Here is a 21,762-nt window from a genome sequence, read left to right on the forward strand (position 1 = left end):
CAGTCAGGGCCGATATCGTGAGGAGCAGATGGCGAACGTTGCCTGGTCGCTGGGCCTTTCGGATGCATAAGACACGGAAGCTGCCATGCGGCTGGGCCTTTGCGGTAAGAGAATAGGCCGGGCGCGGACGATGCGCGTAGAGGTGATCGTGCCTCTACGAGCTCTGGACCTGGCTCGGGCCCTGCAGATCGCGCGACAGTGCGCGGTATCGCTGCAATAGCACCTGAAACTCATCCCAGACGTCGGTCTCTTCTTTGATCTTCAAGATCAGAAGGGTCGCAATGGTCATAGAGATGCCGAGTTCTGTTGCGGTGACAAGAAAGTCGATCTCATCGAGTTCGGGATTGCGGATGAGGGGGTGGCCGGCGGTTGATCAAGGTGCATCGCACAACCGCGTGTCCTCTCGACCGATGGGGCGCCGCTTGGCACCGTCCAAGCCGGGCTAAACCTTGGGAGGGCCGGAATGTTGCGCGCACAGGTGGCCCAGGACGCCGGCCGGATCAACATCATCTATTTGGGGCCAGCCGGCCTGTCGGGTGCTTGAAGTGCGACTAAGGATGTGCGGATCGCGCTTGCACCGCCTTCTCGATCTCCTCGACGAAGACCTTGATTAGATCGGCCGTCCCAAGGACTTGGTGAAGACCTTGAGCTCGTTCCCGTCCTTGTCAAAGCCGTTCCGGTGGACACAATCATGGCGCAGCTTTACCGCCTTGAAGAGGCTCGACCTGTCGCTGGCCAGGTTCAGGATGCGGACCCCGAAGGCAATATTCTAGAGGACATCGACCTTCGCGAGATTGTGGTACAGCGTGCAACGCAAGCGCTCCTGCACTTTGCGTTCGACCAGTCCGAGATCCTTCGAAATCTCGGCCAGCGTGAACTTCTCCTTCGCTAGATCGTCATCTTGATCGATCAAGCGTTGCATGGCGACCTGTCAGCCACGACCTCTTTCATCAGGGTGTCGCCGAGATAGGCTTCCAACGCCGTTACGTGGTGGGAGAAGACCATCCTGTTGAGAAGATGACCGCCGCTGTCATTTCCATGATGGGTTAGTAGTTCGCCAGCATGGTGATAAGAATCCATGAAGACCGAGAAGGGACGATCAGGGACCGTATAGTCGATCCATTCGTCGGGTTCCGGTTCACCATGCTCTAGCCCGTAGTCAAAATCACCGATCATTCCATGAGGCGCGGCATCTGTCTCGTGATAATTCTCGATCCCGATGGGATATTCCCAAATGCCCCAAGTCAGTCGGCCCAGCTCGGGATGATCGAAAACCGCCTCATAGTGAATTTCCGGCCTCATCTGGCGCTCGTCGCCGCCGACCGCGTCCCAGTCCAGCTCATCGTTCTCGATCTCGTATATCTTCACGGTGGCATGGTGTTTGATCCGAGCCGTGCCATTGCAGTAGACGTTCATTGCTTCCCCTCGAACTGGCAATATAGATCCCCGTCGGATCCTGCGACGATGGCTTTTGGGCGCGACGTTACAGGATCGCCCTTACGGGGAAAGTCTTCCCCTGCCGCCGATCCGAGGCCTCGCCCGGCCCCTTTGGGCGGGTGAGGGACTACGGCCGATATCCGTTGCGTCCGATGCCGGGCGGTCAATCGCGCCACATCTCCAAGGACCGCCATCTTGATCTTACCGGCGGGCGCTCGTGCCATCCGTTCGCGCATCCATTTGCTTGTCCGACGCGTCTGCAGAGATCATATCTCTGCCTGCTGTTGACGCTGCAGTACGGAATAAGTGAGATCGCCTGTGGACGGGAAAGATCGGTCTCGGTACCCCGGAAGGCAGGTGCAATTGCGCGAGCGCTCCATGCCAAGAAGCGCAATGACGCCGTCCGCGCTTTCCGACGGAATTCGCATGCGACCGTCACGTAAGGCGAGGTACAGCGCTTCGGCGGCAGTTTGATCGCCGAGGGTGGCGATGGCGCTCGGATGGCGGAAGAGGTCTAACGACCAGCCGGGCGCTCGCGCTTTCATGATGATGCCGGCGCGGGCGCGCCCCTTTCGTTCATCGATAACCGGCAGGAGGTGTCTGGTCGCGGCAATGGCGATAGTCGCTGCTTCGCCGTCGTCCAGCGATGGTGAGGTGCTTGTGAGTTCGTAGAAAATCACGTACTCAGCGTCCGTAAAGTTGGCGACTGTCACGATTCCATCCACTACGAGAGCATGCAGAAAACTATACTCCCCGTTGCTACGGCTCGTCTCGTGCTCTAGTTCTCCGGCCACGACCTCCGGAACCAGGATATCGTTCGGGACGGCCGAGAGGATACTCTCGCCATATTTGCAAGCGTGAAGGTTGATCAGAACACTCGTGTCGAGGACGAGCGGATCCGCGATATCAACTAGGGAGCTTGAAAAGCTCATCCGTTTCTTTTTCCTCAAGCTCGATCTGGTCGATAATGCCCCGAAGCTCCACTCGACTCACCTTCAAGAGCTCCGCCAATTGTCCTTCCGACATGAGCTCGCGCTTCCAGGCGGCGTGCGCCATCAGGCTCAGGCGATGGGAGATCGGTCGGCCGGCATCGCTCTTCGCCGGATCGCGACGGTCCGCCATCTCACCGAGAACCTCCCGAACATGCTCATCGGTGATGCCACCGTTGTTTTCGAACCAGGCCCAGGTGCCCTTCTTGACAAGGCCGAGTTCCTCGAGCCGCAGAACGCATGCTTGGCGCGAGATATTGTACTGTTGAGCAAGAAGAATGATCAGGCGCCGGGTCGTTTTGCCGGTAATCTCCTTCAGTCTCCGGAAGCTTTCCGCGAAGTTCTCGGCTGGCGTCAGGAATGCGCGTCCAAAGGCGTTAGCGTAGCGTTCATCGCGGGACAAGTATTTCTCATCCTCCTCGAGCACTTCAGGGGTTTGTCGGGTGCCATAGAAGTGGCCGACTTCGTGCGCCGCCGACTGGATACGTCGTGGCAATGGATGGTTGGCGTTGAGAAGAATGCAGGCGCCGACGCTATCATGGTAGGTGAAGAGACCCGCAACCTTTGAACTCGAAGAAAGGCGGCGCTGATACAATCGGATACCGAGATCCAGCTCGATGACCGAGAAGATATCGGCAATTGGTCCCGGACCAAGCCCGAGCCAGTCGCGCAATTCCTTGGCATGCTTCTCGGCCAGGCCGACAACGTCGCCTTCGTTTATGCCGCGCTCCGGAGGGTAATTTCGCTGCCGCCGAATACCTAAGATATTTTCCATTTCAACATCCGCCTTGATCAGGTCGTTGAATAACTGAACCGCCTCAGTGGTATGTGCGTCCTCAGTCTCCCGCAATTTGCGGAAGCGAGGCATCAGATCAGTATGCACTGCCTCGCGGCGGAGGAGGGCGTTCACCGACACGCCGTAGTGGCGCGCAAGCGTCTGGATTTCCTGAATGCGCACACGCCGCATGCCCTTCTCAATCGATACCAGCGTCGGGCGGGACATGCCGATGACCTGGGCCGCGTCATCCTGCCGAACGTCCGCGTTCTCCCGGGCTATTCGCAGCCGCCGTCCAATTTCCTGTGCGCTCAGCTCATTCAAATCGGCCATAGCGCCCTCCATCTAACCAGCTCTTCAGAAAGCTCTGTTCTCCTTGCGCGGACAGAAATGCCCGCCACTCACCTGCATGCGTTACCAGCATCGTCCTCAACTTCTTGAGAGTTTCTTCGTGGCTTTCCCCCGTCGCGGTCGCGATTTGCGAGGCATGAACGCGAAGGGCGTCGGCGGGCAAGCCAGCCATGTCGGCAAGGTGCTGCAGGTGGCGCGTCCCGACGCTGCCGTACTCGACCATGATGTCCCAATCAGCCTTCTGGGATATGGCTGACAGCGCCTTGCCTACCTCTGGGGCGGCGAGGTCGGATACGACGTAAATGTCAGGCGCCTCGTTGATGCCCGCGGTATGCAGACTAAGACGTCTCAGCAAACAGGCGGCGCACAAGCCGCACTGCTTTCTGCCATCAACATTGACGACCCGCCGGGTCTGCCAGCAGGAGCGAGTGCCCGTCAGCTCCCGCTCGGTTCTTCCGGGTAGGTCCAGAAAAGCGCTTAGCGTCTGACCCTTCGTCGACCATAAGCGCGGCTGCTCGAACCAAACTCGATAGCCTTGCAATGCCTTGATGAACCGCTCCATCTTTCGGAAAAACGTGGGATGGTTGCGATAGTCGACATAGATATTGTGCAGTGGCAGCAATACCGGGCCAAGTGCGCCCTGGCCGCTCTCGGGAACCACAATGCGCTCTACGTTCGAGAGTTGCGCCGCGATCGCCGTTATCGCCGCAAACTGAAATCCGCGTGAGCGGAAGCTGCTTTCGGTGCTGCGGTAACCGTCAACCTTGAACGGAATCCGCGTGAAATAGCTGTCGCCCTTTTTCCGGCTCTGACGATTGCCGGCAACCCGGATACAGAGAGCTTGGTCCTCGTCCCCACTCAAAGCGGAAACGGCACGCGAGTCCAAGCCATCGCTGTAAGCGACAGCAAAGGTTTTTGTCGTACCGAAGTCGAGAAGCATCTGCCGCGAACCAATCGGTGAGAGGTTCTTCGCCTGAACGAAGGCAAATCGCCACATGTCGCCCGTCAGATGGTTCAAGACGCTAAGCAGGCTCTTCGTAACCTCCGGCCTCTGCCAGGCCTTGAGGTCGATGACCGGGACCGTCACATTAAGGGTGCGGCGCCAGGTTGCTGGACGTTTCCAGCGGCGATCAGCAAACTCAATGGCAGCGCAGAGAACCAATAAGTCGTAGTGCAGCGGCTTGCACCCCTTGACGTCGAAGGTGTCCAGAACCGCCGCATTGAAGCGAATGTGCCTGCTAACCTCCGCGATGACGGCATCTTTCGGTAAGGTGCGGCTTGCCTTCTGCGCCTTCTCGACAACACGCAGGTGCTTTCCAACCATTGCGGGGACTCTCCGATGCGCGCTCATTCGTCAGGCCCCTCATCAACGCCAGCTTTCTTCTCAGTCGCCTTCCTGAAAGCCCCCCTGTTGCCCGTCGCTAAGGCATTGCAGAGGTCGCTTGCCTTGATGGCGGCGAACGTCTCGCGGTTTCGCTCAATACCCTTGTGGTAGTCATCGCTGCTCATGTCCCCATGGTCGCGGGCGCGGATGCATTCTTCGTCGAGCCTATTCTTGGTGGTGTCGATCCACTCTTGCGCGATGCTAGCGAGACCTTGATCGAGTGCCCTCTCGGGAGATAGCTGATCCCGGAGATTGGCGCTCAGATGCCTTTGCAAGGCATCCGCCACAGGCGAAGGCGGGTGACCGTCGAAAATCGTCTCGATCACGGTCACGGGGTCCAGGTCCATCTGAGCACGTTCAGCGTGACCCTTAAGTTCATTGAAGAGGGGGCTGAACGCCTTCATGTCTACGTCACCAATCATGCTGTGACACGCCTGAATCGTGCGCTCCTCGGGGCTTGCCGCATCGCTGATCAAGTCCTGCCCGTACCGTTTCCAGCGGCTACTCAGCGCTGCATTTCTGAATGGCCCATCCGTCATGTCAGCCTCCTACGTTGGCAATATAGGGTCGGGAGTCTGACAATGTCAATATTAGTAAAATAAAACCTGACATTAGCTCCGGAACCGTCGTTTGCGAGATGCGCCGACGGGTAGCTGAGGAAGGGCCACGCGGATCGATTAGCTAATTGTGCTGATTGCTAGCCTGAAGTTTTCACCGTCGAAACGCGCAACGGGCTGAGCCCTCCAACTGGGATCGGAGCGGCGGGCGAAGGTAGAGGGATGATCTTTTTTGCAATGTGCCCGCGTTGTGCCCCAGACTTTTCGGGGCACAATGTGGGGGAAAGCAGCTCGCTAAGTCACTGTAGATTTGGAATTAATGGTGGGCGCACAAGGGATCGAACCTTGGACCTCTCCCGTGTGAAGGGAACGCTCTCCCGCTGAGCTATGCACCCGAAACCATCATGCAGGCGACCCGAGTTTCGGCCGCCGGCGCTTTGGAGCCCGCGATTTAGAAGTGCGGGCCGAAGGTGTCAAGTTTCGAGGCGCTGCCGGGCCGGAAAACCTTCCCCCCGACCCGCAATGCGGCAGTGAGACCGTCTTGGGGCCGCTTACGCGCCCTGCTGGCGGGCGCGGGAGGCGTGGGCCTGGAGCGCGCGGATGCGTTCGGCCAGTGTTCCGCCGCCTTCGGGCAGGGTGCCTGCGGCCGTGCCGTTGGTCGGGGCGTCGTTGGCCGGGCGCGGCGCCGGCCTCGGCGGCTGGCCGGCCTCGGCCGCGAGCAGGGCCTCGATCGGCGAGTTCGGGCCTTCGAGCTGCATCGCGAGCTTGGCCACCTCGGCGGCGATGTCGTTGATGCGTTCGCGCAGCAGCGCGTTCTCCATCCGCTCGGTCGCCCAGGAGCTCTCGGCCTGTTGCTGGATCGCGTTGATGTCGCGCTGCAGCTTGGCGCGCTCGTCGCGGGCGGTGCGGAGCTGCTCCTCCAGCGCGGTCTTTTCCGCGCGGATCGATTCCATCGCGGCCGAGGATTTGCCGCCGCTCAAGGCCGCGATCTCGACGCGCAGTTCCTTGATGGTGCGCTCGTTGCCCTCGTTGGCCTGGCGGAGCTGGTTGTTCTCATAGTCGCGCTCGGCGAGCAGCTTGCCCTGCGTGGCGAGGCGGCCCTCGAGATCGCCGACGCGGCCGGACAGCATCTCGGCTTCCTTCACCTGCACGATGAGCTGGCGATCGAGGTCGGTGACGCGCTGGCTCAGATTCTCGACGCGGCCGCGGGCGTCGCCGAGCTCGCGCGATGCGGTCTCGGATTCGGTGCGCTCCTGCGCCAGCCGCGCCTGCGTCGCGGCAAATTCCTTTTCGGCGTCGCCGACGCGGTTCTTCAGCTCCTCGATCTGCGCACGGACCACGACCAGCTCGACCTGGCGGCTCTCCGCCATCATCGAGCGGTCGGACAGTTCGGAATTGATCTTTGCGAGCTCGCCCTGCTTGTCGGTCAGCGCGAGCTCGGCGGCACGCAGCGCTGCGGTCTTGGTGTTGAATTCCTCTTCGGTGGCGCGGAGCTGCTCCTTGACCGCCTTCTCGCGCGCCTCCAGCGCGAAGATCGTGGCGTTCTTCTCGCCGAGCTCGATCTTCATGCGGTTGATGGCGTCGCTCTTCTTGCCGAGTTCGGCGAGCTGGCTCGTGGTCTTGTTCTTGAGCTGATCGACGCTCATCTCCAGCCGTCGCGCCGACATGGCGAATTCGGCGCGGAGCTGGTCCTTGTCAGCCTGGATCTCGGCCATCGACAACGGCGTGGCGGCCTCGAGCCGGCGCGTGGTCAGGCGCACGGCGCGGTTATGCACCAGCGGCACGATCGCGAGCCCGCACAGCATCGAAAGCAGGAAACCGATCGCCAGGTACATGATCGGTTCGACCATGGGCCAGAACTCCCAAAGCTAAGGAAAAATTTACCAAGGACATTGCATGCGGGGCCGGCAAAAAGCCAGCCCCGACATGTCGTTAACCTTGATCCGTCGCCGGAGGGGAAAGCGGAACGCTAGAACGGGTTCCAGGTCGCGCGCGGGGTGAATTTCAAATAGCCGATATTGGCTCCCAGCCGCAGGCCGAGGCCGGAGCGGATCGGCACCAGCACGATGTTGTTGGCGGTGAGCGCCGTCATGCCGAAGCCGCCGATGATGTAGGCCGAGCCGTCGAGGCCGGCGAAGCGCTGGTAGATCGCGTTGGTGGCGGGCAAATTATAGACCAGCGTCATGGTGCGCGCGCCGTCGCCACCCCAGTCGAAGCCGAGCGAGGGACCCTGCCAATAGACCCTGAGGTCGCCGGCGTTCTTGGTGTAGAGCGTGCCTTCGCCGTAGCGCAGGCCGGCGACGAAAGCGCCGGACCCTTCCTCACCGAGGATATAGCCGTTGGGCAGGCCCCATTGGCTGACCGCCTTCTCGATGATCGAGGCGAGACCGCGCGAGACGTTGCCGAAGAAGCGGTGGCCGGCGTTCACGAGTTCGTCCGGCCCATAGGTGCTGGGCGTCGGGGTCCGCTGCGGCGGCGGCAAATCGGGCGGCGGCGGCTGCTGGGCGGAAGCCGGAATGATCCACCCGACCATCGCGGCAAGCGCGACTGCGGCAAGGCGTGATGCGAAAGTCATAAAAGAACCCCTGGTACCGAATCCGGTCGCTTCCTTAACCTGACGCCAACAGGCACGGCTCTAGGTTGCGCCGGATGTCCCCTCGACTCGGATGTTATCCGCAGCAACTATGACGGCACAACGGCAGGAAGCCAGCCCTTTGCGCCCCGGAATTGCCTTGATCGGCCTTCTGGTCTGCATGCTGTCGGGCATTTGGATCCTCGGCGTTGGGTCGCCGACGCAGGCGGCCACTACCGAGCGGATCGTCGTCAACCGTTTCAGCGGCGTGGCGATCGAGGGCTTCGACCCGGTGGCCTATTTCGTCGATGGCGCAGCCGTGCAGGGGACGGCCGAGTTCGAGGCGAACCTGTGGGCCGCAGTCTGGCGCTTTCGGAACGAGGGCAACCGGGCCTCTTTCCTGGCCCATCCCGAGGTCTACGGGCCGCAATACGGCGGCTACGATCCGGTCGATATCGCCCGCGGCGTCACCATCGCCGGCAACCCCCGCTTCTTCGCGATCGCGGCGCAGCGGCTCTATCTGTTCAGCCGGGAAGCCAATCGCGACGCCTTCGCCGCCAATCCCGAGCGCTTCCTCTATGAGGTGGGCAAGCGCTGGCCGGCCCTTGAGGACAAGCTCAGCCAGTAGGTCCCCTTTACGACGTCAGAGTCTTGCCGCCTGCGGGTCACCCCAGGCGATGAACTCCGGGATGATGAAGCCGCCATCGTGCCGCTCGCCGAAGCGGAGCGCGCCGCCCTTGCCGTCGGTCACGCTGCCGCCGGCGGCGGTCACGACCGCGTAGCCGGCCCCGACGTCCCATTCACAAGTGGGCCCGAAGCGGGGATAGATGTCGGCACTGCCTTCCGCGATCCGGCCGAATTTGACGGCCGAGCCGACGGTCTTCCTGACAGCGTTGGGGCGGTGATCGATGAAGGCCTCGGTTCGGGGATCTCCATGCGAGCGGCTCACCGCGGCGATCCAGGGCTCGCCGAGGGGCGGCAACTTGCGGGTATGGATCGGCTCGGCAGCGCCGATGGTCGCGCCGTCGAACCTGACCCGCTCGGCGCCGCGGCCGACGATGCCGCGCCAGAGCAGCCCGAGCGCGGGCGCGCTGACGATGCCCAGCAGCGGTACGCCCGATGTCACGAGGGCAAGGTTGACGGTGAACTCGTCGCGCCCGGCGACGAACTCCTTGGTGCCGTCGAGCGGGTCGATCAGGAAGAAGCTGTCGCGGAACGGCGGCGAGGCGAGCTGGGTCCGCTCTTCCGAGAGCGTCGGGATGTCGCCCGCAAGCTGCGCCAGCCCGTCCGCGATGATGCGGTCGGCGGCAAGGTCGGCCTCGGTCACCGGCGAGCCGTCCTGCTTGCCGTCGACCCGCATCGCCGTGCGGTTGACCGCGAGGATGGCTTCGCCGGCCTTCACCACCAGCGCCGTGAGCGGCTCCATCAGGTGGGAGGCGGCCGCGCCGTCGATGATCCGCTTCACTTGCATGCCTCATTCATCGGCAATTCCATCCCTAAGCGAGTGATTCGCCGTGGCATTAGGGCCGCTTCGAACCGATCGCAAGCTAGCTGCCACGGGCTTGCGAATGTTAGAACCAGCAGCATTCGTCAAGCATGCTTGATTCGCCGCGTCCGCGCCGTGCAATTCCAGGAACCCTTTATGTCTGACGCTTCGTCACCCGCTACCGTCACCGCTCCAGATGCGCTCGAACTCGCTGCGCTGCTGTGCTCGCGGGTCTGCCACGATCTCATCAGCCCTGTCGGCGCCATCGTCAATGGGCTCGAAGTGCTCGACGACGATCCCAAGCCGGACGACCGCGAGTTCGCACTCGACTTGATACGCAAGAGCGCGAAAACCGCCTCTGCCCGCCTCCAGTTCTGCCGCCTCGCCTTTGGCGCGGCCGGCTCGTCCGGCGCGCAGATCGATCTCGGCGATGCCCAGACCATGGCGCGCGGTCACATCGAGGACGGCAAGTGCTCGATCACCTGGAATCTGCCGCGGATCCTGATGCCGAAGAATCGCGTCAAGCTGCTCCTCAACATGCTGGTCGTTTCGCAACATACGATCCCGCGCGGCGGAGTGCTGACGATCGATCCGATCGGCGACGGCGAGACGATGAGCTTCCGCATCACCGCGACCGGACATAATGCGCGCCTGCCGCAGAACATCTCCGAGCTCCTGAGCGGCGAGCGCGGCCCGGCTGCGGATGCGCATGCGATCCAGCCTTATTATACGCGGCTGTTGGCAGAGGCTTGCGGGCTCACCGTGAGGCTCGCGCACGAAGGCGAGGCCATCACCATTATCGCGTCGTAGACAAGTCGCAGCTCTCAAACGTTAATCAAGTCTTTACGAGGCGCTTCGGCTTGTCCGGAGCGCCTTATCTCTTTGTTGATTCCGTTCTTTTGCACATACTCAACCAATATTAAACGCTTTGCGGTGAAGCTGGCCCCATTCCGAATTGGCGCATCACGTCTTGTGTGCGCGCCCTCCCTGTATGAAGGCCTGTTTTCATGGATGATCTGTTGCGGGAGTTTTTGACGGAAACCAGCGAGAGCCTGGACACCGTGGACAATCAGCTGGTGAAGTTCGAGCAGGAGCCGAACAACGCCAAGATCCTGGATAACATCTTCCGGCTGGTCCACACCATCAAGGGGACGTGCGGCTTCCTCGGCTTGCCGCGGCTGGAAGCGCTGGCGCATGCCGGCGAGACGCTGATGGGCAAATTCCGTGACGGCATGCCGGTGACGGGGCAGGCGGTGACGGTGATCCTGTCCTCGATCGACCGCATCAAGGAAATTTTGGCCGGGCTGGAGGCGACCGAAGCCGAGCCCGAGGGTACCGACCGCGATCTCATCGACAAGCTGGAAGCGATGGTCGAGCAGGGCATGGCGGCAATGTCAGGCTCGGCGCAGCCGATGCCGGCTGCAGGTGCCGCTGCTCCCGTGGCCGAAGCGCCGCCGCTGGTGCCGGAGGCCCCTGCCGCCGTCGAAGCCGCGCCGACCTCCGGCGTGCTCGCCGACCAGAGCCTGGAGCGTCCGCTGCGTCCGGGCGAAGTCTCGCTCGACGAGCTCGAGCGCGCCTTTCGCGAGACCGCGATCGAAGTCCCGGCGCCCGTTGCCAAAGCTGAAGTCAAGGCCGAGCCTGAGCCTGCCGCTGAAGCCCCGGTGCCTGTTGCCAAGGACGTCGCCAAGGAGACTAAGGCGCCCAAGGAGAAGGTCGCGCCCAAGAAATCGATGGCCGCCGACGAGGGCGCCGGCGAGGGCGCCAGCATCGCCAACCAGTCGATCCGCGTCAACGTGGATACGCTGGAGCATCTGATGACCATGGTCTCGGAGCTGGTGCTGACCCGCAACCAGCTGCTGGAGATCTCCCGCCGCAACGAGGACACCGAGTTCAAGGTGCCGTTGCAGCGGCTGTCCAACGTCACCGCCGAGCTGCAGGAAGGCGTCATGAAGACGCGCATGCAGCCGATCGGCAATGCCTGGCAGAAGCTGCCCCGCATCGTTCGCGACCTCTCGAGCGAACTCGGCAAGCAGATCGAGCTGGAGATGCACGGCGCCGACACCGAGCTCGACCGCCAGGTGCTCGACCTGATCAAGGACCCGCTCACCCACATGGTGCGCAACTCCGCCGACCATGGCCTGGAGACCCCGGCCGAGCGTCTCGCCGGCGGCAAGGGCGAGCAGGGCACCATTCGCCTGTCCGCCTATCACGAGGGCGGCCACATCATCATCTGCATCGCCGACAACGGCCGTGGCCTGAACACCGACAGGATCAAGGCCAAGGCGATCTCCTCGGGCCTGGTCAGCGAGGCCGAGCTCGAGAAGATGAGTGAAGCCCAGATCCACAAGTTCATCTTCGCGCCGGGCTTCTCCACTGCTGCCGCCATCACCTCGGTGTCGGGGCGCGGCGTCGGCATGGACGTGGTGCGCACCAATATCGACCAGATCGGCGGCACCATCGACATCAAGTCGGTCGCCGGTGAGGGCTCCTCCGTCACCATCAAGATCCCGCTGACGCTCGCCATCGTCTCCGCGCTGATCGTGGAAGCCGCCGGCGACCGCTTTGCGATCCCGCAGCTCTCCGTGGTCGAGCTGGTGCGTGCCCGCGCCAACTCGGAGCACCGCATCGAGCGCATCAAGGACACCGCGGTTCTCCGGCTGCGCAACAAGCTGCTGCCGCTGATCCATCTCAAGAAGCTGCTCAAGATCGACGACGGCGCCGTCTCCGATCCCGAGAACGGCTTCATCGTGGTGACGCAGGTCGGCAGCCAGACCTTCGGCATCGTCGTCGACGGCGTGTTCCACACCGAAGAAATCGTGGTCAAGCCGATGTCGACGAAACTGCGTCACATCGACATGTTCTCGGGCAATACCATCCTGGGCGACGGCGCGGTCATCATGATCATCGACCCCAACGGCATCGCCAAGGCGCTCGGCGCCGCCGGCTCCTCGGCCCATGACATGAACAACGAGAACGGGGCTCACCACATCGGATCGGGCGAGCAGACCACCTCGCTGCTGGTGTTCCGCGCCGGCTCGTCCCAGCCCAAGGCGGTCCCGCTCGGGCTCGTCACGCGCCTGGAAGAGCTCCCGGCCGACAAGATCGAGTTCAGCAACGGCCGCTACATGGTGCAGTACCGCGAGCAGCTGATGCCGCTCGTGGCCATGGAAAGCGTCACCATCGCGAGCCAGGGCGCCCAGCCGATCCTGGTGTTCTCCGATGACGGCCGCTCCATGGGCCTCGTCGTCGACGAGATCATCGACATCGTCGAGGAACGGCTCAACATCGAGGTCGGCGGATCCTCCTCCGGCATTCTCGGCTCGGCCGTGATCAAGGGCCAGGCCACCGAAGTGATCGACGTCGGCCACTTCCTGCCGATGGCGTTCTCCGACTGGTTCACCCGCAAGGAGATGAAGCCGTCGCTGCACTCGCAATCGGTGCTGCTGGTCGACGACTCCGCGTTCTTCCGCAACATGCTGGCCCCGGTGCTCAAGGCCGCCGGCTACCGCGTCCGCACCGCGCCGACCGCGCAGGAGGGCCTGGCGGCGCTGCGCGCACAGACCTTCGACGTGGTCCTGACCGACATCGAGATGCCCGACATGAACGGGTTCGAGTTTGCCGAGACCATCCGCTCCGACAGCAATCTGGGCGCGATGCCGATCATCGGGCTCTCCGCGCTGGTGTCGCCGGCGGCGATCGAGCGCGGCCGTCAGGCCGGCTTCCACGACTATGTCGCCAAGTTCGACCGTCCCGGTCTGATCGCGGCGCTGAAGGAACAGACCGCGGGCGCCGCCGGTGCCTCCGAGCTGAGCCGCGCAGCAGCGTAACCAGCGGGATCAGGAGAAACTAACATGACCAAGAAGACCCAGTCCGGCGAAGGCGCCATGGTCGAATACGTCACCGCGATGATCGGCGGCCAGCTGTTCGGCCTGCCGATCTCCCGCGTCCAGGACGTGTTCATGCCCGAGCGCGTCACCCGCGTGCCGCTGTCCTCGCGCGAGATCGCGGGCGTGCTGAACCTGCGCGGCCGCATCGTCACCGTGGTCGACATGCGCGCCCGGCTCGGCCTGCCCAAGCCCGAGGACGGCAAGATCCCGATGGCGGTCGGCGTCGACCTGCGCGGTGAATCCTACGGCCTCTTGATCGACCAGATCGGCGAAGTGCTGCGGCTCGCCGAGGACGGCATGGAAGAAAACCCCGTCAATCTCGACCCCCGCATGGCCAAGCTCGCCGGCGGTGTCCACCGTCTCGACGGCCAGCTCATGGTCGTCCTCGACGTCGACCGCGTCCTCGAGCTCGCGCCCGAGATGATGGCGGCCTGATACGCCGGCACATCCGCCGACGTACCTGCAATCGGAAGTGCCCCCGCAAAAGGGGGGAGAAGCAGAGGTTCACATGCGAACTTGTCTCGTCGTTGATGATTCCAGCGTCATCCGCAAGGTTGCGCGCCGGATCCTGGAGGGCCTCGACTTCCAGATCCTCGAAGCCGAGGACGGTGAGAAGGCGCTGGAGGCCTGCAAGCGCGGCTTGCCCGATGCTGTGCTGCTCGACTGGAACATGCCGGTGATGGACGGCTACGAGTTCCTCGGCCATCTCCGGCGCATGCCCGGCGGCGACCAGCCCAAGGTGGTGTTCTGCACCACCGAGAACGACGTCGCCCATATCGCGCGCGCGCTGCACGCCGGCGCCAACGAATACATCATGAAGCCCTTCGACAAGGACATCGTGACGGCGAAATTCCAGGAAGTCGGCCTTATCTGAGCGATCGCCCGGAGGCTGAACGGCTCCTTCGGCGTTTGTTTTCAACTGACCGTTTCAGTCTGAGTTGGTGAGTAATGAGTGTTGCGTTCGCAGGTAACTCGACCCCGGGCTCGTCGCGGGAAGCCGGACCGTTGCGGGTGATGATCGTCGATGACTCCGTCGTCATTCGCGGGCTGATCTCGCGCTGGGTCGGTGCCGAGCACGACATGGAAGTCGCGGCCTCGCTGCGCACCGGGCTCGAGGCGGTCAACCAGATCGAACGCATCAACCCCGACGTTGCCGTGCTCGATATCGAAATGCCCGAGCTCGACGGTATCTCGGCGCTGCCGCAACTCCTGGCGAAGAAGCGCGATCTCGTCATCATCATGGCCTCGACGTTGACCCGCCGTAACGCGGAGATCAGCTTCAAGGCGCTGTCGCTCGGCGCGGCCGACTACATTCCGAAGCCGGAATCGACGCGCGAGGCGTCGGCTGCGGACATCTTCCACCATGACCTGATCCAGAAAATCCGCCACCTCGGCGCACGGCTGCGCCGCAAGGCCGCGGTCGCGAGCCCGCCGCTGGCGCCCGCAAGCCCGGCTCCGGCTGCACGTGGTCCGGTTGTCGCGCGGCCTGCGGCGGCTCCGGCCGTGCATGCGCCGTCGTCATCCTCGGTGCTGTCCACGCGTCCGTTCTCGACCCAGGCCCCGAAGGTGCTGCTGATCGGCTCATCGACCGGCGGTCCTCAGGCGCTGATGGCGCTCGTCGCCGAGCTCGGCCCCGTGATCGACCGCGTCCCGGTGCTGATTACCCAGCACATGCCGCCCACCTTCACCACCATTCTCGCCGAGCATCTGGCACGCACGAGCCGAAAGCCGGCGGCCGAGGCGATCGACGGCGAGCCGGTGAAGTCGGGCCGTATCTATCTTGCGCCGGGCGGCAAGCACATGCGCGTCGTGCGTAGCGGCGCCGACGTGGCGATCGCGCTCGACGACGGTCCCGCCGTCAATTTCTGCAAGCCCGCGGTCGATCCGCTGTTCACCTCCGCCATCGACATCTGGCATGGCGCCATCCTCTCCGTGATCCTGACGGGCATGGGCTCGGACGGCATGCGCGGCGGCAAGGACATCGTCGCCGCCGGCGGCAGCGTGATCGCGCAGGACGAAGCCTCCAGCGTGGTCTGGGGCATGCCGGGCGCGGCGGCCAATGCCGGCATCTGCGCGGCGATCCTGCCGCTCAACCAGATCGGTGCGCGGGTCAACCGCCTGTTCGCGGGAGACCGCTCGTGACGCCGGTCGATTACGACTATCTGCGCAAATTCCTGAAAGAGCGCTCCGGCCTCGATCTCTCCCCGGACAAGCAGTATCTGGTCGAGAGCCGGCTCCTGCCGCTGGCCCGCAAGGCGAGCCTTGCCGGGATTCCCGATCTCGTGCTGAAGATCAGGAACGGCGACGGGCGGCTTGCGAGCGACGTGGTCGAAGCGATGACCACCAACGAGACCTTCTTCTACCGCGACAAGATCCCGTTCGATCATTTGCGCGAAACCATCCTGCCGGGGCTGCTTCGGGCGCGCGCGGCGCGCAAGTCGCTGCGCATCTGGTCGGCGGCGTCGTCGACGGGACAGGAGCCCTATTCGATCGCGATGTGCGTGAAGGAGATGGGCGCAGCCTTCGCCGGCTGGCGCATCGAAATCGTCGCCACCGATCTGTCGCAGGAGGTGCTGGAGAAATCCAAGGCCGGCGTCTACAGCCAGTTCGAGGTGCAGCGCGGCCTGCCGATCCAGCACCTGATGAAATACTTCACGCAAGCGGGTGAGGTCTGGCAGCTCAATGCCGACATCCGCGCCATGGTGCAGTTCCGCCAGCTCAATCTGTTGCAGGACTTCTCCCATCTCGGCACGTTCGACGTGATCTTCTGCCGCAACGTGCTGATCTATTTCGACCAGGACACCAAGGCCGTGATCTTCGAGCGTATGGCCAAGGTTTTGGAAGCCGACGGTACGCTGCTGTTGGGCGCCGCCGAATCCGTCGTCGGCATCACCGACGCGTTCCGGCCGCTTGCCGACCGTCGTGGCCTCTATCAGCTCAACCCGACGCGCTCCGGCCGTCCGATGGGCGGATTGATGCCGCCGTCGTTGAAGGTGGCAGCGGCGCGGTGAGACGCCTGGCCCGGGCCTATCAGCGCCGTGATCTTGCCGCGCGTTCGAAGCTGCTTTGCTTTAGGGGAGCGATGTTAGGCCGATAGGCGTCGGCCCGCGCGGTGCCTGTCGCCGCCTGGTGGGCGATGTGACGCCGTCTGCTGTCGGAGTGGAAACGAAAAGGCCGCCACTGGGACGAAACCGTGGCGGCTTTTTGCGTCGTGAGACGGGCCCTTACCGCCCCGCCCCAACGCGATTGACACCGCCATTTGCATTGCCACCTGCATTATGACGGACCGCTGCGCGCGCGACCGGACGAGGCTTGAGCACGACGCCTGCCCGGGCAACGCAACCCACCGGATATTCGACGTACTGGCAGTATACGACCGCGTTGGCTGGAGCTGAATTGAAAGTAAGACCTGCAAGCCCTAACAAGGCGCTCGCAGCAATCCCGGCAACAGTCGCTGACTTGATCGAAAGACGCTTTGTCGGATGCATGGCGGACCTCCCTTTTTCGTGCCTGCGGAACAGATGCACGGACGCCGTCTCAGGTGCGGCTGCGCGTAGCGTGTGCACTCAATGATCGCTGACGTTGACATGGATCAATCGAGTGTCGCGAAGTCCACGGGACGAGAGTGCGGCGCACACTTGTCGGTGCAGCTCCCGCGGCTCAGGTGGTTGGGGTGGGCTTACGCGCCGAGCCGGTACTGCTGAGCTCGAGGGTCACAAGCCTCGCCAAGAGGGTCGCCGGATAAAGCTGGCCGATGACGCTTTCAATATTGCAGAGACTTCGTGCTAACGGATGCACCGGAACGATGTCGCCGTAGCCGGTCGACGTCAGCGTGACAAAGCTCATGTAAAAGAGCGATGCGGCGACTGAATGATCGTCCTCGAAAGTTATTCCCCTGATTGCGTCGGGAGCCGCCAGCCCTACAAACAGGAACAGCGTTGCAAAGGCCACCGCAATCAACAGGTACAGAAGGATCGCGCCGATAATTCGGTGATATGTAACGAGACCTCGCCTGAATACGGCCTGAAGCACGACAACGCCTAACGTGCAGGCGATGACCAACCATGCACCGGCCAAAATGTGAAGGTGGTACGGTACAGGATAATAGATGCGAAGGAAGAATACGGCGACGTTCGAAACAAGCGCGAGCGACATCAGAACGAGGGCGGTTGGGCTGTTCGAAATGATCACCATGCTGACGATGATCGTCAGCAACAGACCATCCGCAAATAGATGAAAAGCGGTTATGCCCATTGCCTGTAGTGGAGCGAAGACAAAAATCAATAATGCGAGCACTCCGGTCAGCACCGAGAGCAGCCAGTCGATGCGTTCTCCGCGCAACCGGCGCAGCTCGCTTATGGGCGTTCCCATCGATGGTCCTAACACCACTGGCAATGATCGCGCCGATCACACCTTCGCCTTTACAGTTCGAGACGAAAGCTCAACGTTGTTGACGTAGATCAACGGAGCGGCAGGTACCTGGAACTGAAGTTGTCAGGCCGTCCCGCCCTCGTCGGATCCGCTGCTGTCCAAGACACCGATCCGCTCGGCAAGAGAGACCAGTTCGGCTAGCGACCGAACCTGCATTTTCTCCATCAAGCCGTGGCGGTGAGCTTTGATCGTGCGCTCTGTCGTTCCGAGCGTGTGGGCGATCTGCTTGTTGATTTTGCCCCGAACGACAAGGTCGAAGACCTGTCGCTCGCGCGGCGTCAATTTAGCGAGACGAGCACGAGCCATGTTCAGCATGGTGTGTAGGTCTCGTGACGATCGATGGTGTGCCAAGGCTCCGGCGATTGCGCGAAGAAGGTCTTCCGAGCTTACCGGTTTGCTCAGAAAATCCTGCGCACCCGCCTTTATGGTCCGCACAGTTATCGGAATGTCGCGATGGCCGGAGAGAAATATGATCGGCAATGTCGAGCCGAGTTCGCCCAATTGTTTTTGGAGGGCAGGGCCGTCCAAGTCAGGGATTTGCACATCGAGAAGGATGCAACTCGGAATGCAGTCGCTCGGCAGTCGGTCCAGCAACGCCTGCGCCGACGCATAGACGGTGACCTCGTAACCGGCGAGCCTTAAATGACGCTCCATGGCCGTCAGGAAAGACGGGTCGTCGTCAACAATATGCACGAGCCCCGGCACCGATCCCCCTCTCCATTGCAGAGAGGGTACCGCGCTATTCGGGGGGCCTAAGTGTCTTTGTGCGCCCTTTTAAGACATAGCTGGTCTGTCGCTGGGAAAAGTCTCTATGCAGTTTGTGCCACGGCGCCGCCGTGCCCGGCCTTTGTCGATGCGTGAGCCGCGAATCCAACTGGCACTTGAACTCGCGGATAAGAGCCCCTCATCCGGCGCTTCGCGCACCTTCTCCCACAAGGGGAGAAGGGAAGAAGAGGCGCCTCACAAGATCGCATGGGGCAGAAACCGCGAGCCGTTGCCGGTGATCGGGCTCTCGTCCTCGCGGATCGACAGGCCGCAGGGTTCGTGATCCACCAGCCAGCTTCCTACCACTGGATAGAAGTCTGAGAAGTTCGGCAGCGGCGCGAGCGCCTGCCGCACGAATCCTTCGGCGCCGTAGGGTCCTGCCTGCTCGTCGAGCGGCATTCCGCCTGCTACCAGCGTGACGTTGGCGCCTTCGCGCGACAGCAGCGGCTTGCGCACATAGGAGCTGCCGAGCTCGGCTGCCCGCGGATCGTCCTCGAAGAAAGCCGGCAGCAGATTGGGATGGTTCGGAAACATCTCCCAGAGCAGCGGCAGGATGCCCTTGTTGGAGAGCACCGCCTTCCACGGCGGTTCGATCCAGCGTGTCGGTGCGTCCTTGAGCTTTGCGCCGAAGGCGTCGTGGAACATCCATTCCCAGGGATAGAGCTTGAAGGCGAGCGCGATGTCGCGGTCGTCGAGATCGACGAAGCCGCCGGCATCATCGCGCCAGCCGATCGCCTCGATGTCGAGCAGCGTGGTCGTCAGCCCCGCCTGGCGCGCTGTGTCTTCGAGATAAGCGAGCGTGCCGGCATCCTCCTCATTACCCGTGGTGCCGGTGAGATGGACATGGCGGCCTGCGGCAATCTGCTTCCAGGCTTCGATCAGTCGTTCGTGGATGGAGTTGAACTGGTCGGCGCGCGACGGAATGATGCGCCGTTCGATCGCCTGTTCGAGCCAGGTCCATTGAAACACCGCGGCTTCGAAAATCGAGGTCGGCGTATCCGCGTTGTATTCGAGCAGCTTTGCCGGTCCCTTGCCGTCGAATTTGAGATCGAGCCGGCCATAGAGGCTGCGGTCGTCGCGTGTCCAGCTCTCGGCGATCAAGCTCCAGAACGCGTCGGGTATCTTCAAGCGCTGCAGATGGCGCTCGTCGCCGATCACGCGGCCGGCAAGCTCCAGGCACATCGCGTCGATCTCGCCGGTCGGCGTCTCGATGCCGCGCTCGATCTCGTCGAGCGTGAAGGCGTAGTAGGCCCGCTCGTCCCAATAGCGCTCGCCGTCGATGGTGTGGAACGCAAAGCCGCATTGTTCGGCGGTCTGCCGCCAGTCGTCGCGCTCGGGGCAGACGATGCGTCGCATGGGTCAGCCGCCGCCGGAGAAGCCATGGCCAAACGAGCCGAAGCCGCCGCGGCTCACGCCGCCGGAGCCTGAATCGGACGACGTTCCGGACGAGGAATGGCCCGAGGAGTCGCCGCTGAAGAAGCTCGATCGCGACGACCAGCGCGAGCTGCCGCCGCCGCCCGACGAGCTGCTTCTGCCGCTGCAGGCGGTGCTCGCCTGAACCGGCGGGGCTCCGGGGACCGTGGCGCCGGGGACGATCGCCCCGGCAGCAGAGGGCTCGCAAGTCTGCCGCGGCATCAGCGTGTAGGCGGTGGTGCCGACCGCAATCGTGCCCATCACCAGCAGCGCGACACGGCCTGAGCGCTTCACCGGCTGCTGCGCGGGCGGCGGTCCGGCCGCCGGCCGGCGCTTGCCGAACTCCTTTTTGGCGGGCTTGTCGGCCATGTCAGTAAATCATGTCAGTAGATCATGCAGGCGGCGTTGAGCAGGCCCGCGGCGAACGAGGACAGCCCGAGCCAGATCGCGGGCGCCAACTCACCGGCCGCGATCCGGGCCGGCAGGTTCGGCACCGGCACCCTCACCAGAAAGAGCACGATGATCTGCACGATCAGCGCGATGACCGCCCAGATCAGGCAATCCAGCACATTGGCCGAATGCGCGATCGCGCTGACCAGCGGCGCCACGAAGCCGAGCAGGCTGAGGCCGAGTGCGATCGCCGCGGCCGGCTGGTTGTCGCGGATCAGCTGAAATTCGTTGTACGGCGTGATGCGGGTGTAGACGAACAGGTACGTCACGATCGCGATCAGCCCGGTGCAGAAATAGACCAGGAAGGCGGGCAGGCCGGCGAGTGATTGCAGGATCATCGTTCCCCCATCGTGCAGCGATCATTCGTCGGCGGGGGAAGGATAGCGGTTCAACGGCGGCAGGACGATGAGGCCGCGTTCGCATCCCCAAAAACAAAACCCCGCCATTTGCGGCGGGGTCCAGGCTGGGAGGAGAAGCGAGCCCGACGGGCTCGCGTCAGAAACAGGATCAGGCGGGAATGCGCTCTTCGACCTCGTGCGGCTCGCGCAGCACGTAGCCGCGGCCCCACACGGTCTCGATGAAGTTGCGGCCTTCCGAGGCATTCGCGAGCTTCTTGCGGAGCTTGCAGATGAAGACGTCGATGATCTTCAGCTCGGGCTCGTCCATGCCGCCATAGAGGTGGTTGAGGAACATTTCCTTGGTGAGGGTCGTGCCCTTGCGAAGCGAGAGCAGCTCCAGCATCTGGTATTCCTTGCCGGTCAGATGCACGCGCTGGCCGCCGACTTCCACCGTCTTGGTGTCGAGGTTGACGACGAGGTCGCCGGTCTGGATCACCGACTGGGCATGGCCCTTGGAGCGGCGCACGATCGCGTGGATGCGGGCAACCAGCTCGTCCTTGTGGAAGGGCTTGGTCATGTAGTCGTCGGCGCCGACGCCGAGACCCTTGACCTTGTCCTCGATGCCGGCGAGGCCAGAGAGGATCAGAATGGGTGTCTTGATCTTGGAGACCCGGAGCTGCTTGAGCACGTCGTAGCCGGACATGTCGGGCAGGTTGAGGTCGAGAAGGATAATGTCGTAATCGTATAATTTACCGAGATCGACGCCTTCTTCCCCCAAATCGGTCGTGTAGACGTTGAAGCTCTCAGACTTCAACATCAGCTCGATCGACTGCGCGACGGCGCTGTCATCTTCAATCAGCAAAACGCGCATGCCAGTTCCCCATAGTCGCCGCTCCTGGGCGTCAGGTCGGCCGCATTCGCGGCACA

General features: G+C 62.9%; 24 protein-coding genes and 1 tRNA gene. 8 read left to right on the top strand and 17 right to left on the bottom strand.

The features are described 5' to 3' along the window. Positions 1-154: 154 nt before the first annotated feature. Positions 155-289 (bottom strand): hypothetical protein, encoded by a 135-nt coding sequence (locus tag BRA471DRAFT_RS39960; protein ID WP_256379925.1) that lies wholly within the window; start codon positions 287-289, stop codon positions 155-157. Positions 290-691: 402 nt separating this feature from the next. Between BRA471DRAFT_RS39960 and BRA471DRAFT_RS39605 the strand changes: the two genes are divergently transcribed. Then, complete coding sequence (locus BRA471DRAFT_RS39605) at positions 692-892, top strand: hypothetical protein (protein WP_231171062.1); 201 nt, start codon at positions 692-694, stop codon at positions 890-892. Positions 893-909: 17 nt separating this feature from the next. Here BRA471DRAFT_RS39605 and BRA471DRAFT_RS39610 read toward each other — a convergent pair whose 3' ends face one another. From BRA471DRAFT_RS39610 to BRA471DRAFT_RS08650, 8 genes are all read right to left on the bottom strand, one after another. After that, complete coding sequence (locus BRA471DRAFT_RS39610) at positions 910-1,416, bottom strand: hypothetical protein (RefSeq protein WP_231171063.1); 507 nt, start codon at positions 1,414-1,416, stop codon at positions 910-912. A 287-nt stretch (positions 1,417-1,703) separates the two neighbouring features. Beyond that, positions 1,704-2,369 carry a hypothetical protein gene (locus BRA471DRAFT_RS08620; protein WP_007606265.1) on the bottom strand — a complete coding sequence of 222 codons (666 nt, stop codon included), beginning with the start codon at positions 2,367-2,369 and terminating at the stop codon, positions 1,704-1,706. Further along, positions 2,344-3,534 carry an ImmA/IrrE family metallo-endopeptidase gene (locus BRA471DRAFT_RS08625; protein ID WP_007606267.1) on the bottom strand — a complete coding sequence of 397 codons (1,191 nt, stop codon included), beginning with the start codon at positions 3,532-3,534 and terminating at the stop codon, positions 2,344-2,346. Before BRA471DRAFT_RS08625 ends, BRA471DRAFT_RS08620 begins: the two co-directional genes overlap by 26 nt. After that, complete coding sequence (locus BRA471DRAFT_RS08630) at positions 3,518-4,876, bottom strand: 7-cyano-7-deazaguanine synthase (RefSeq protein WP_007606268.1); 1,359 nt, start codon at positions 4,874-4,876, stop codon at positions 3,518-3,520. The genes BRA471DRAFT_RS08625 and BRA471DRAFT_RS08630 overlap by 17 nt, the downstream gene beginning before the upstream one ends. A gap of 23 nt (positions 4,877-4,899) precedes the next feature. Then, a complete protein-coding gene (locus BRA471DRAFT_RS08635) occupies positions 4,900-5,475 on the bottom strand; it encodes a hypothetical protein (protein ID WP_007606269.1) in 576 nt (191 codons plus the stop codon). A 338-nt stretch (positions 5,476-5,813) separates the two neighbouring features. Then, a tRNA-Val gene (locus BRA471DRAFT_RS08640) sits at positions 5,814-5,888 on the bottom strand. Between the two features lie 156 nt (positions 5,889-6,044). After that, a complete protein-coding gene (locus BRA471DRAFT_RS08645; protein ID WP_007600524.1) occupies positions 6,045-7,343 on the bottom strand; it encodes a hypothetical protein in 1,299 nt (432 codons plus the stop codon). A gap of 119 nt (positions 7,344-7,462) precedes the next feature. Beyond that, on the bottom strand, positions 7,463-8,068 hold the full coding sequence (locus BRA471DRAFT_RS08650; RefSeq protein ID WP_007606270.1) for a DUF1134 domain-containing protein: 606 nt from the start codon (positions 8,066-8,068) through the stop codon (positions 7,463-7,465). Positions 8,069-8,207: 139 nt separating this feature from the next. On the opposite strand from BRA471DRAFT_RS08650, the gene BRA471DRAFT_RS08655 reads away from it, so the two are divergent. Further along, positions 8,208-8,693 (top strand): YHS domain-containing (seleno)protein, encoded by a 486-nt coding sequence (locus BRA471DRAFT_RS08655; RefSeq protein WP_007606271.1) that lies wholly within the window; start codon positions 8,208-8,210, stop codon positions 8,691-8,693. Between the two features lie 15 nt (positions 8,694-8,708). Here BRA471DRAFT_RS08655 and BRA471DRAFT_RS08660 read toward each other — a convergent pair whose 3' ends face one another. Continuing rightward, entirely contained in the window at positions 8,709-9,536 is an 828-nt protein-coding gene (locus BRA471DRAFT_RS08660; protein WP_088930953.1) for a 3'(2'),5'-bisphosphate nucleotidase CysQ, read from the bottom strand. A 171-nt stretch (positions 9,537-9,707) separates the two neighbouring features. Between BRA471DRAFT_RS08660 and chpT the strand changes: the two genes are divergently transcribed. The 6 genes from chpT to BRA471DRAFT_RS08690 all read left to right on the top strand — a co-directional run bounded on the left by chpT (position 9,708) and on the right by BRA471DRAFT_RS08690 (position 16,449). Beyond that, positions 9,708-10,361 carry a histidine phosphotransferase ChpT gene (gene chpT / locus BRA471DRAFT_RS08665; protein ID WP_007606273.1) on the top strand — a complete coding sequence of 218 codons (654 nt, stop codon included), beginning with the start codon at positions 9,708-9,710 and terminating at the stop codon, positions 10,359-10,361. 197 nt (positions 10,362-10,558) lie between these two features. Beyond that, on the top strand, positions 10,559-13,378 hold the full coding sequence (locus tag BRA471DRAFT_RS08670) for a hybrid sensor histidine kinase/response regulator (RefSeq protein WP_007606275.1): 2,820 nt from the start codon (positions 10,559-10,561) through the stop codon (positions 13,376-13,378). A gap of 24 nt (positions 13,379-13,402) precedes the next feature. Continuing rightward, the gene (locus BRA471DRAFT_RS08675) at positions 13,403-13,873 is read left to right on the top strand and encodes a chemotaxis protein CheW (RefSeq protein WP_007606277.1); all 471 of its coding nucleotides are present in this window, start codon (positions 13,403-13,405) and stop codon (positions 13,871-13,873) included. Positions 13,874-13,946: 73 nt separating this feature from the next. Next, on the top strand, positions 13,947-14,312 hold the full coding sequence (locus BRA471DRAFT_RS08680; RefSeq protein ID WP_007600538.1) for a PleD family two-component system response regulator: 366 nt from the start codon (positions 13,947-13,949) through the stop codon (positions 14,310-14,312). Positions 14,313-14,386: 74 nt separating this feature from the next. After that, on the top strand, positions 14,387-15,580 hold the full coding sequence (locus BRA471DRAFT_RS08685; RefSeq protein ID WP_007606279.1) for a chemotaxis response regulator protein-glutamate methylesterase: 1,194 nt from the start codon (positions 14,387-14,389) through the stop codon (positions 15,578-15,580). Then, positions 15,577-16,449 (top strand): protein-glutamate O-methyltransferase CheR, encoded by an 873-nt coding sequence (locus BRA471DRAFT_RS08690; protein WP_007606281.1) that lies wholly within the window; start codon positions 15,577-15,579, stop codon positions 16,447-16,449. Before BRA471DRAFT_RS08685 ends, BRA471DRAFT_RS08690 begins: the two co-directional genes overlap by 4 nt. A gap of 213 nt (positions 16,450-16,662) precedes the next feature. Here the strand turns inward: BRA471DRAFT_RS08690 and BRA471DRAFT_RS39615 are convergent, their stop codons facing one another. The 7 genes from BRA471DRAFT_RS39615 to ctrA form a co-directional block, all read right to left on the bottom strand. Continuing rightward, positions 16,663-16,926, bottom strand: a complete 264-nt coding sequence (locus tag BRA471DRAFT_RS39615) for a hypothetical protein (protein WP_007606283.1) — start codon at positions 16,924-16,926, stop codon at positions 16,663-16,665. Positions 16,927-17,098: 172 nt separating this feature from the next. After that, the gene (locus BRA471DRAFT_RS08695) at positions 17,099-17,809 is read right to left on the bottom strand and encodes a potassium channel family protein (protein ID WP_007606284.1); all 711 of its coding nucleotides are present in this window, start codon (positions 17,807-17,809) and stop codon (positions 17,099-17,101) included. Positions 17,810-17,932: 123 nt separating this feature from the next. Beyond that, positions 17,933-18,574, bottom strand: a complete 642-nt coding sequence (locus BRA471DRAFT_RS08700) for a response regulator transcription factor (RefSeq protein WP_007606285.1) — start codon at positions 18,572-18,574, stop codon at positions 17,933-17,935. A 255-nt stretch (positions 18,575-18,829) separates the two neighbouring features. Continuing rightward, the gene (locus tag BRA471DRAFT_RS08705; protein WP_007606286.1) at positions 18,830-19,990 is read right to left on the bottom strand and encodes a glutathionylspermidine synthase family protein; all 1,161 of its coding nucleotides are present in this window, start codon (positions 19,988-19,990) and stop codon (positions 18,830-18,832) included. A 3-nt stretch (positions 19,991-19,993) separates the two neighbouring features. Next, entirely contained in the window at positions 19,994-20,416 is a 423-nt protein-coding gene (locus tag BRA471DRAFT_RS08710) for a hypothetical protein (protein WP_007606287.1), read from the bottom strand. Positions 20,417-20,430: 14 nt separating this feature from the next. Then, positions 20,431-20,835: a DUF350 domain-containing protein gene (locus BRA471DRAFT_RS08715; RefSeq protein WP_007606288.1), complete on the bottom strand. Its 405-nt coding sequence runs from the start codon at positions 20,833-20,835 to the stop codon at positions 20,431-20,433. Between the two features lie 169 nt (positions 20,836-21,004). Further along, positions 21,005-21,706, bottom strand: a complete 702-nt coding sequence (gene ctrA, locus BRA471DRAFT_RS08720) for a response regulator transcription factor CtrA (protein WP_007600544.1) — start codon at positions 21,704-21,706, stop codon at positions 21,005-21,007. Positions 21,707-21,762: the final 56 nt, after the last annotated feature.

The organism is Bradyrhizobium sp. WSM471 (genome assembly GCF_000244915.1).
GTDB lineage: Bacteria > Pseudomonadota > Alphaproteobacteria > Rhizobiales > Xanthobacteraceae > Bradyrhizobium.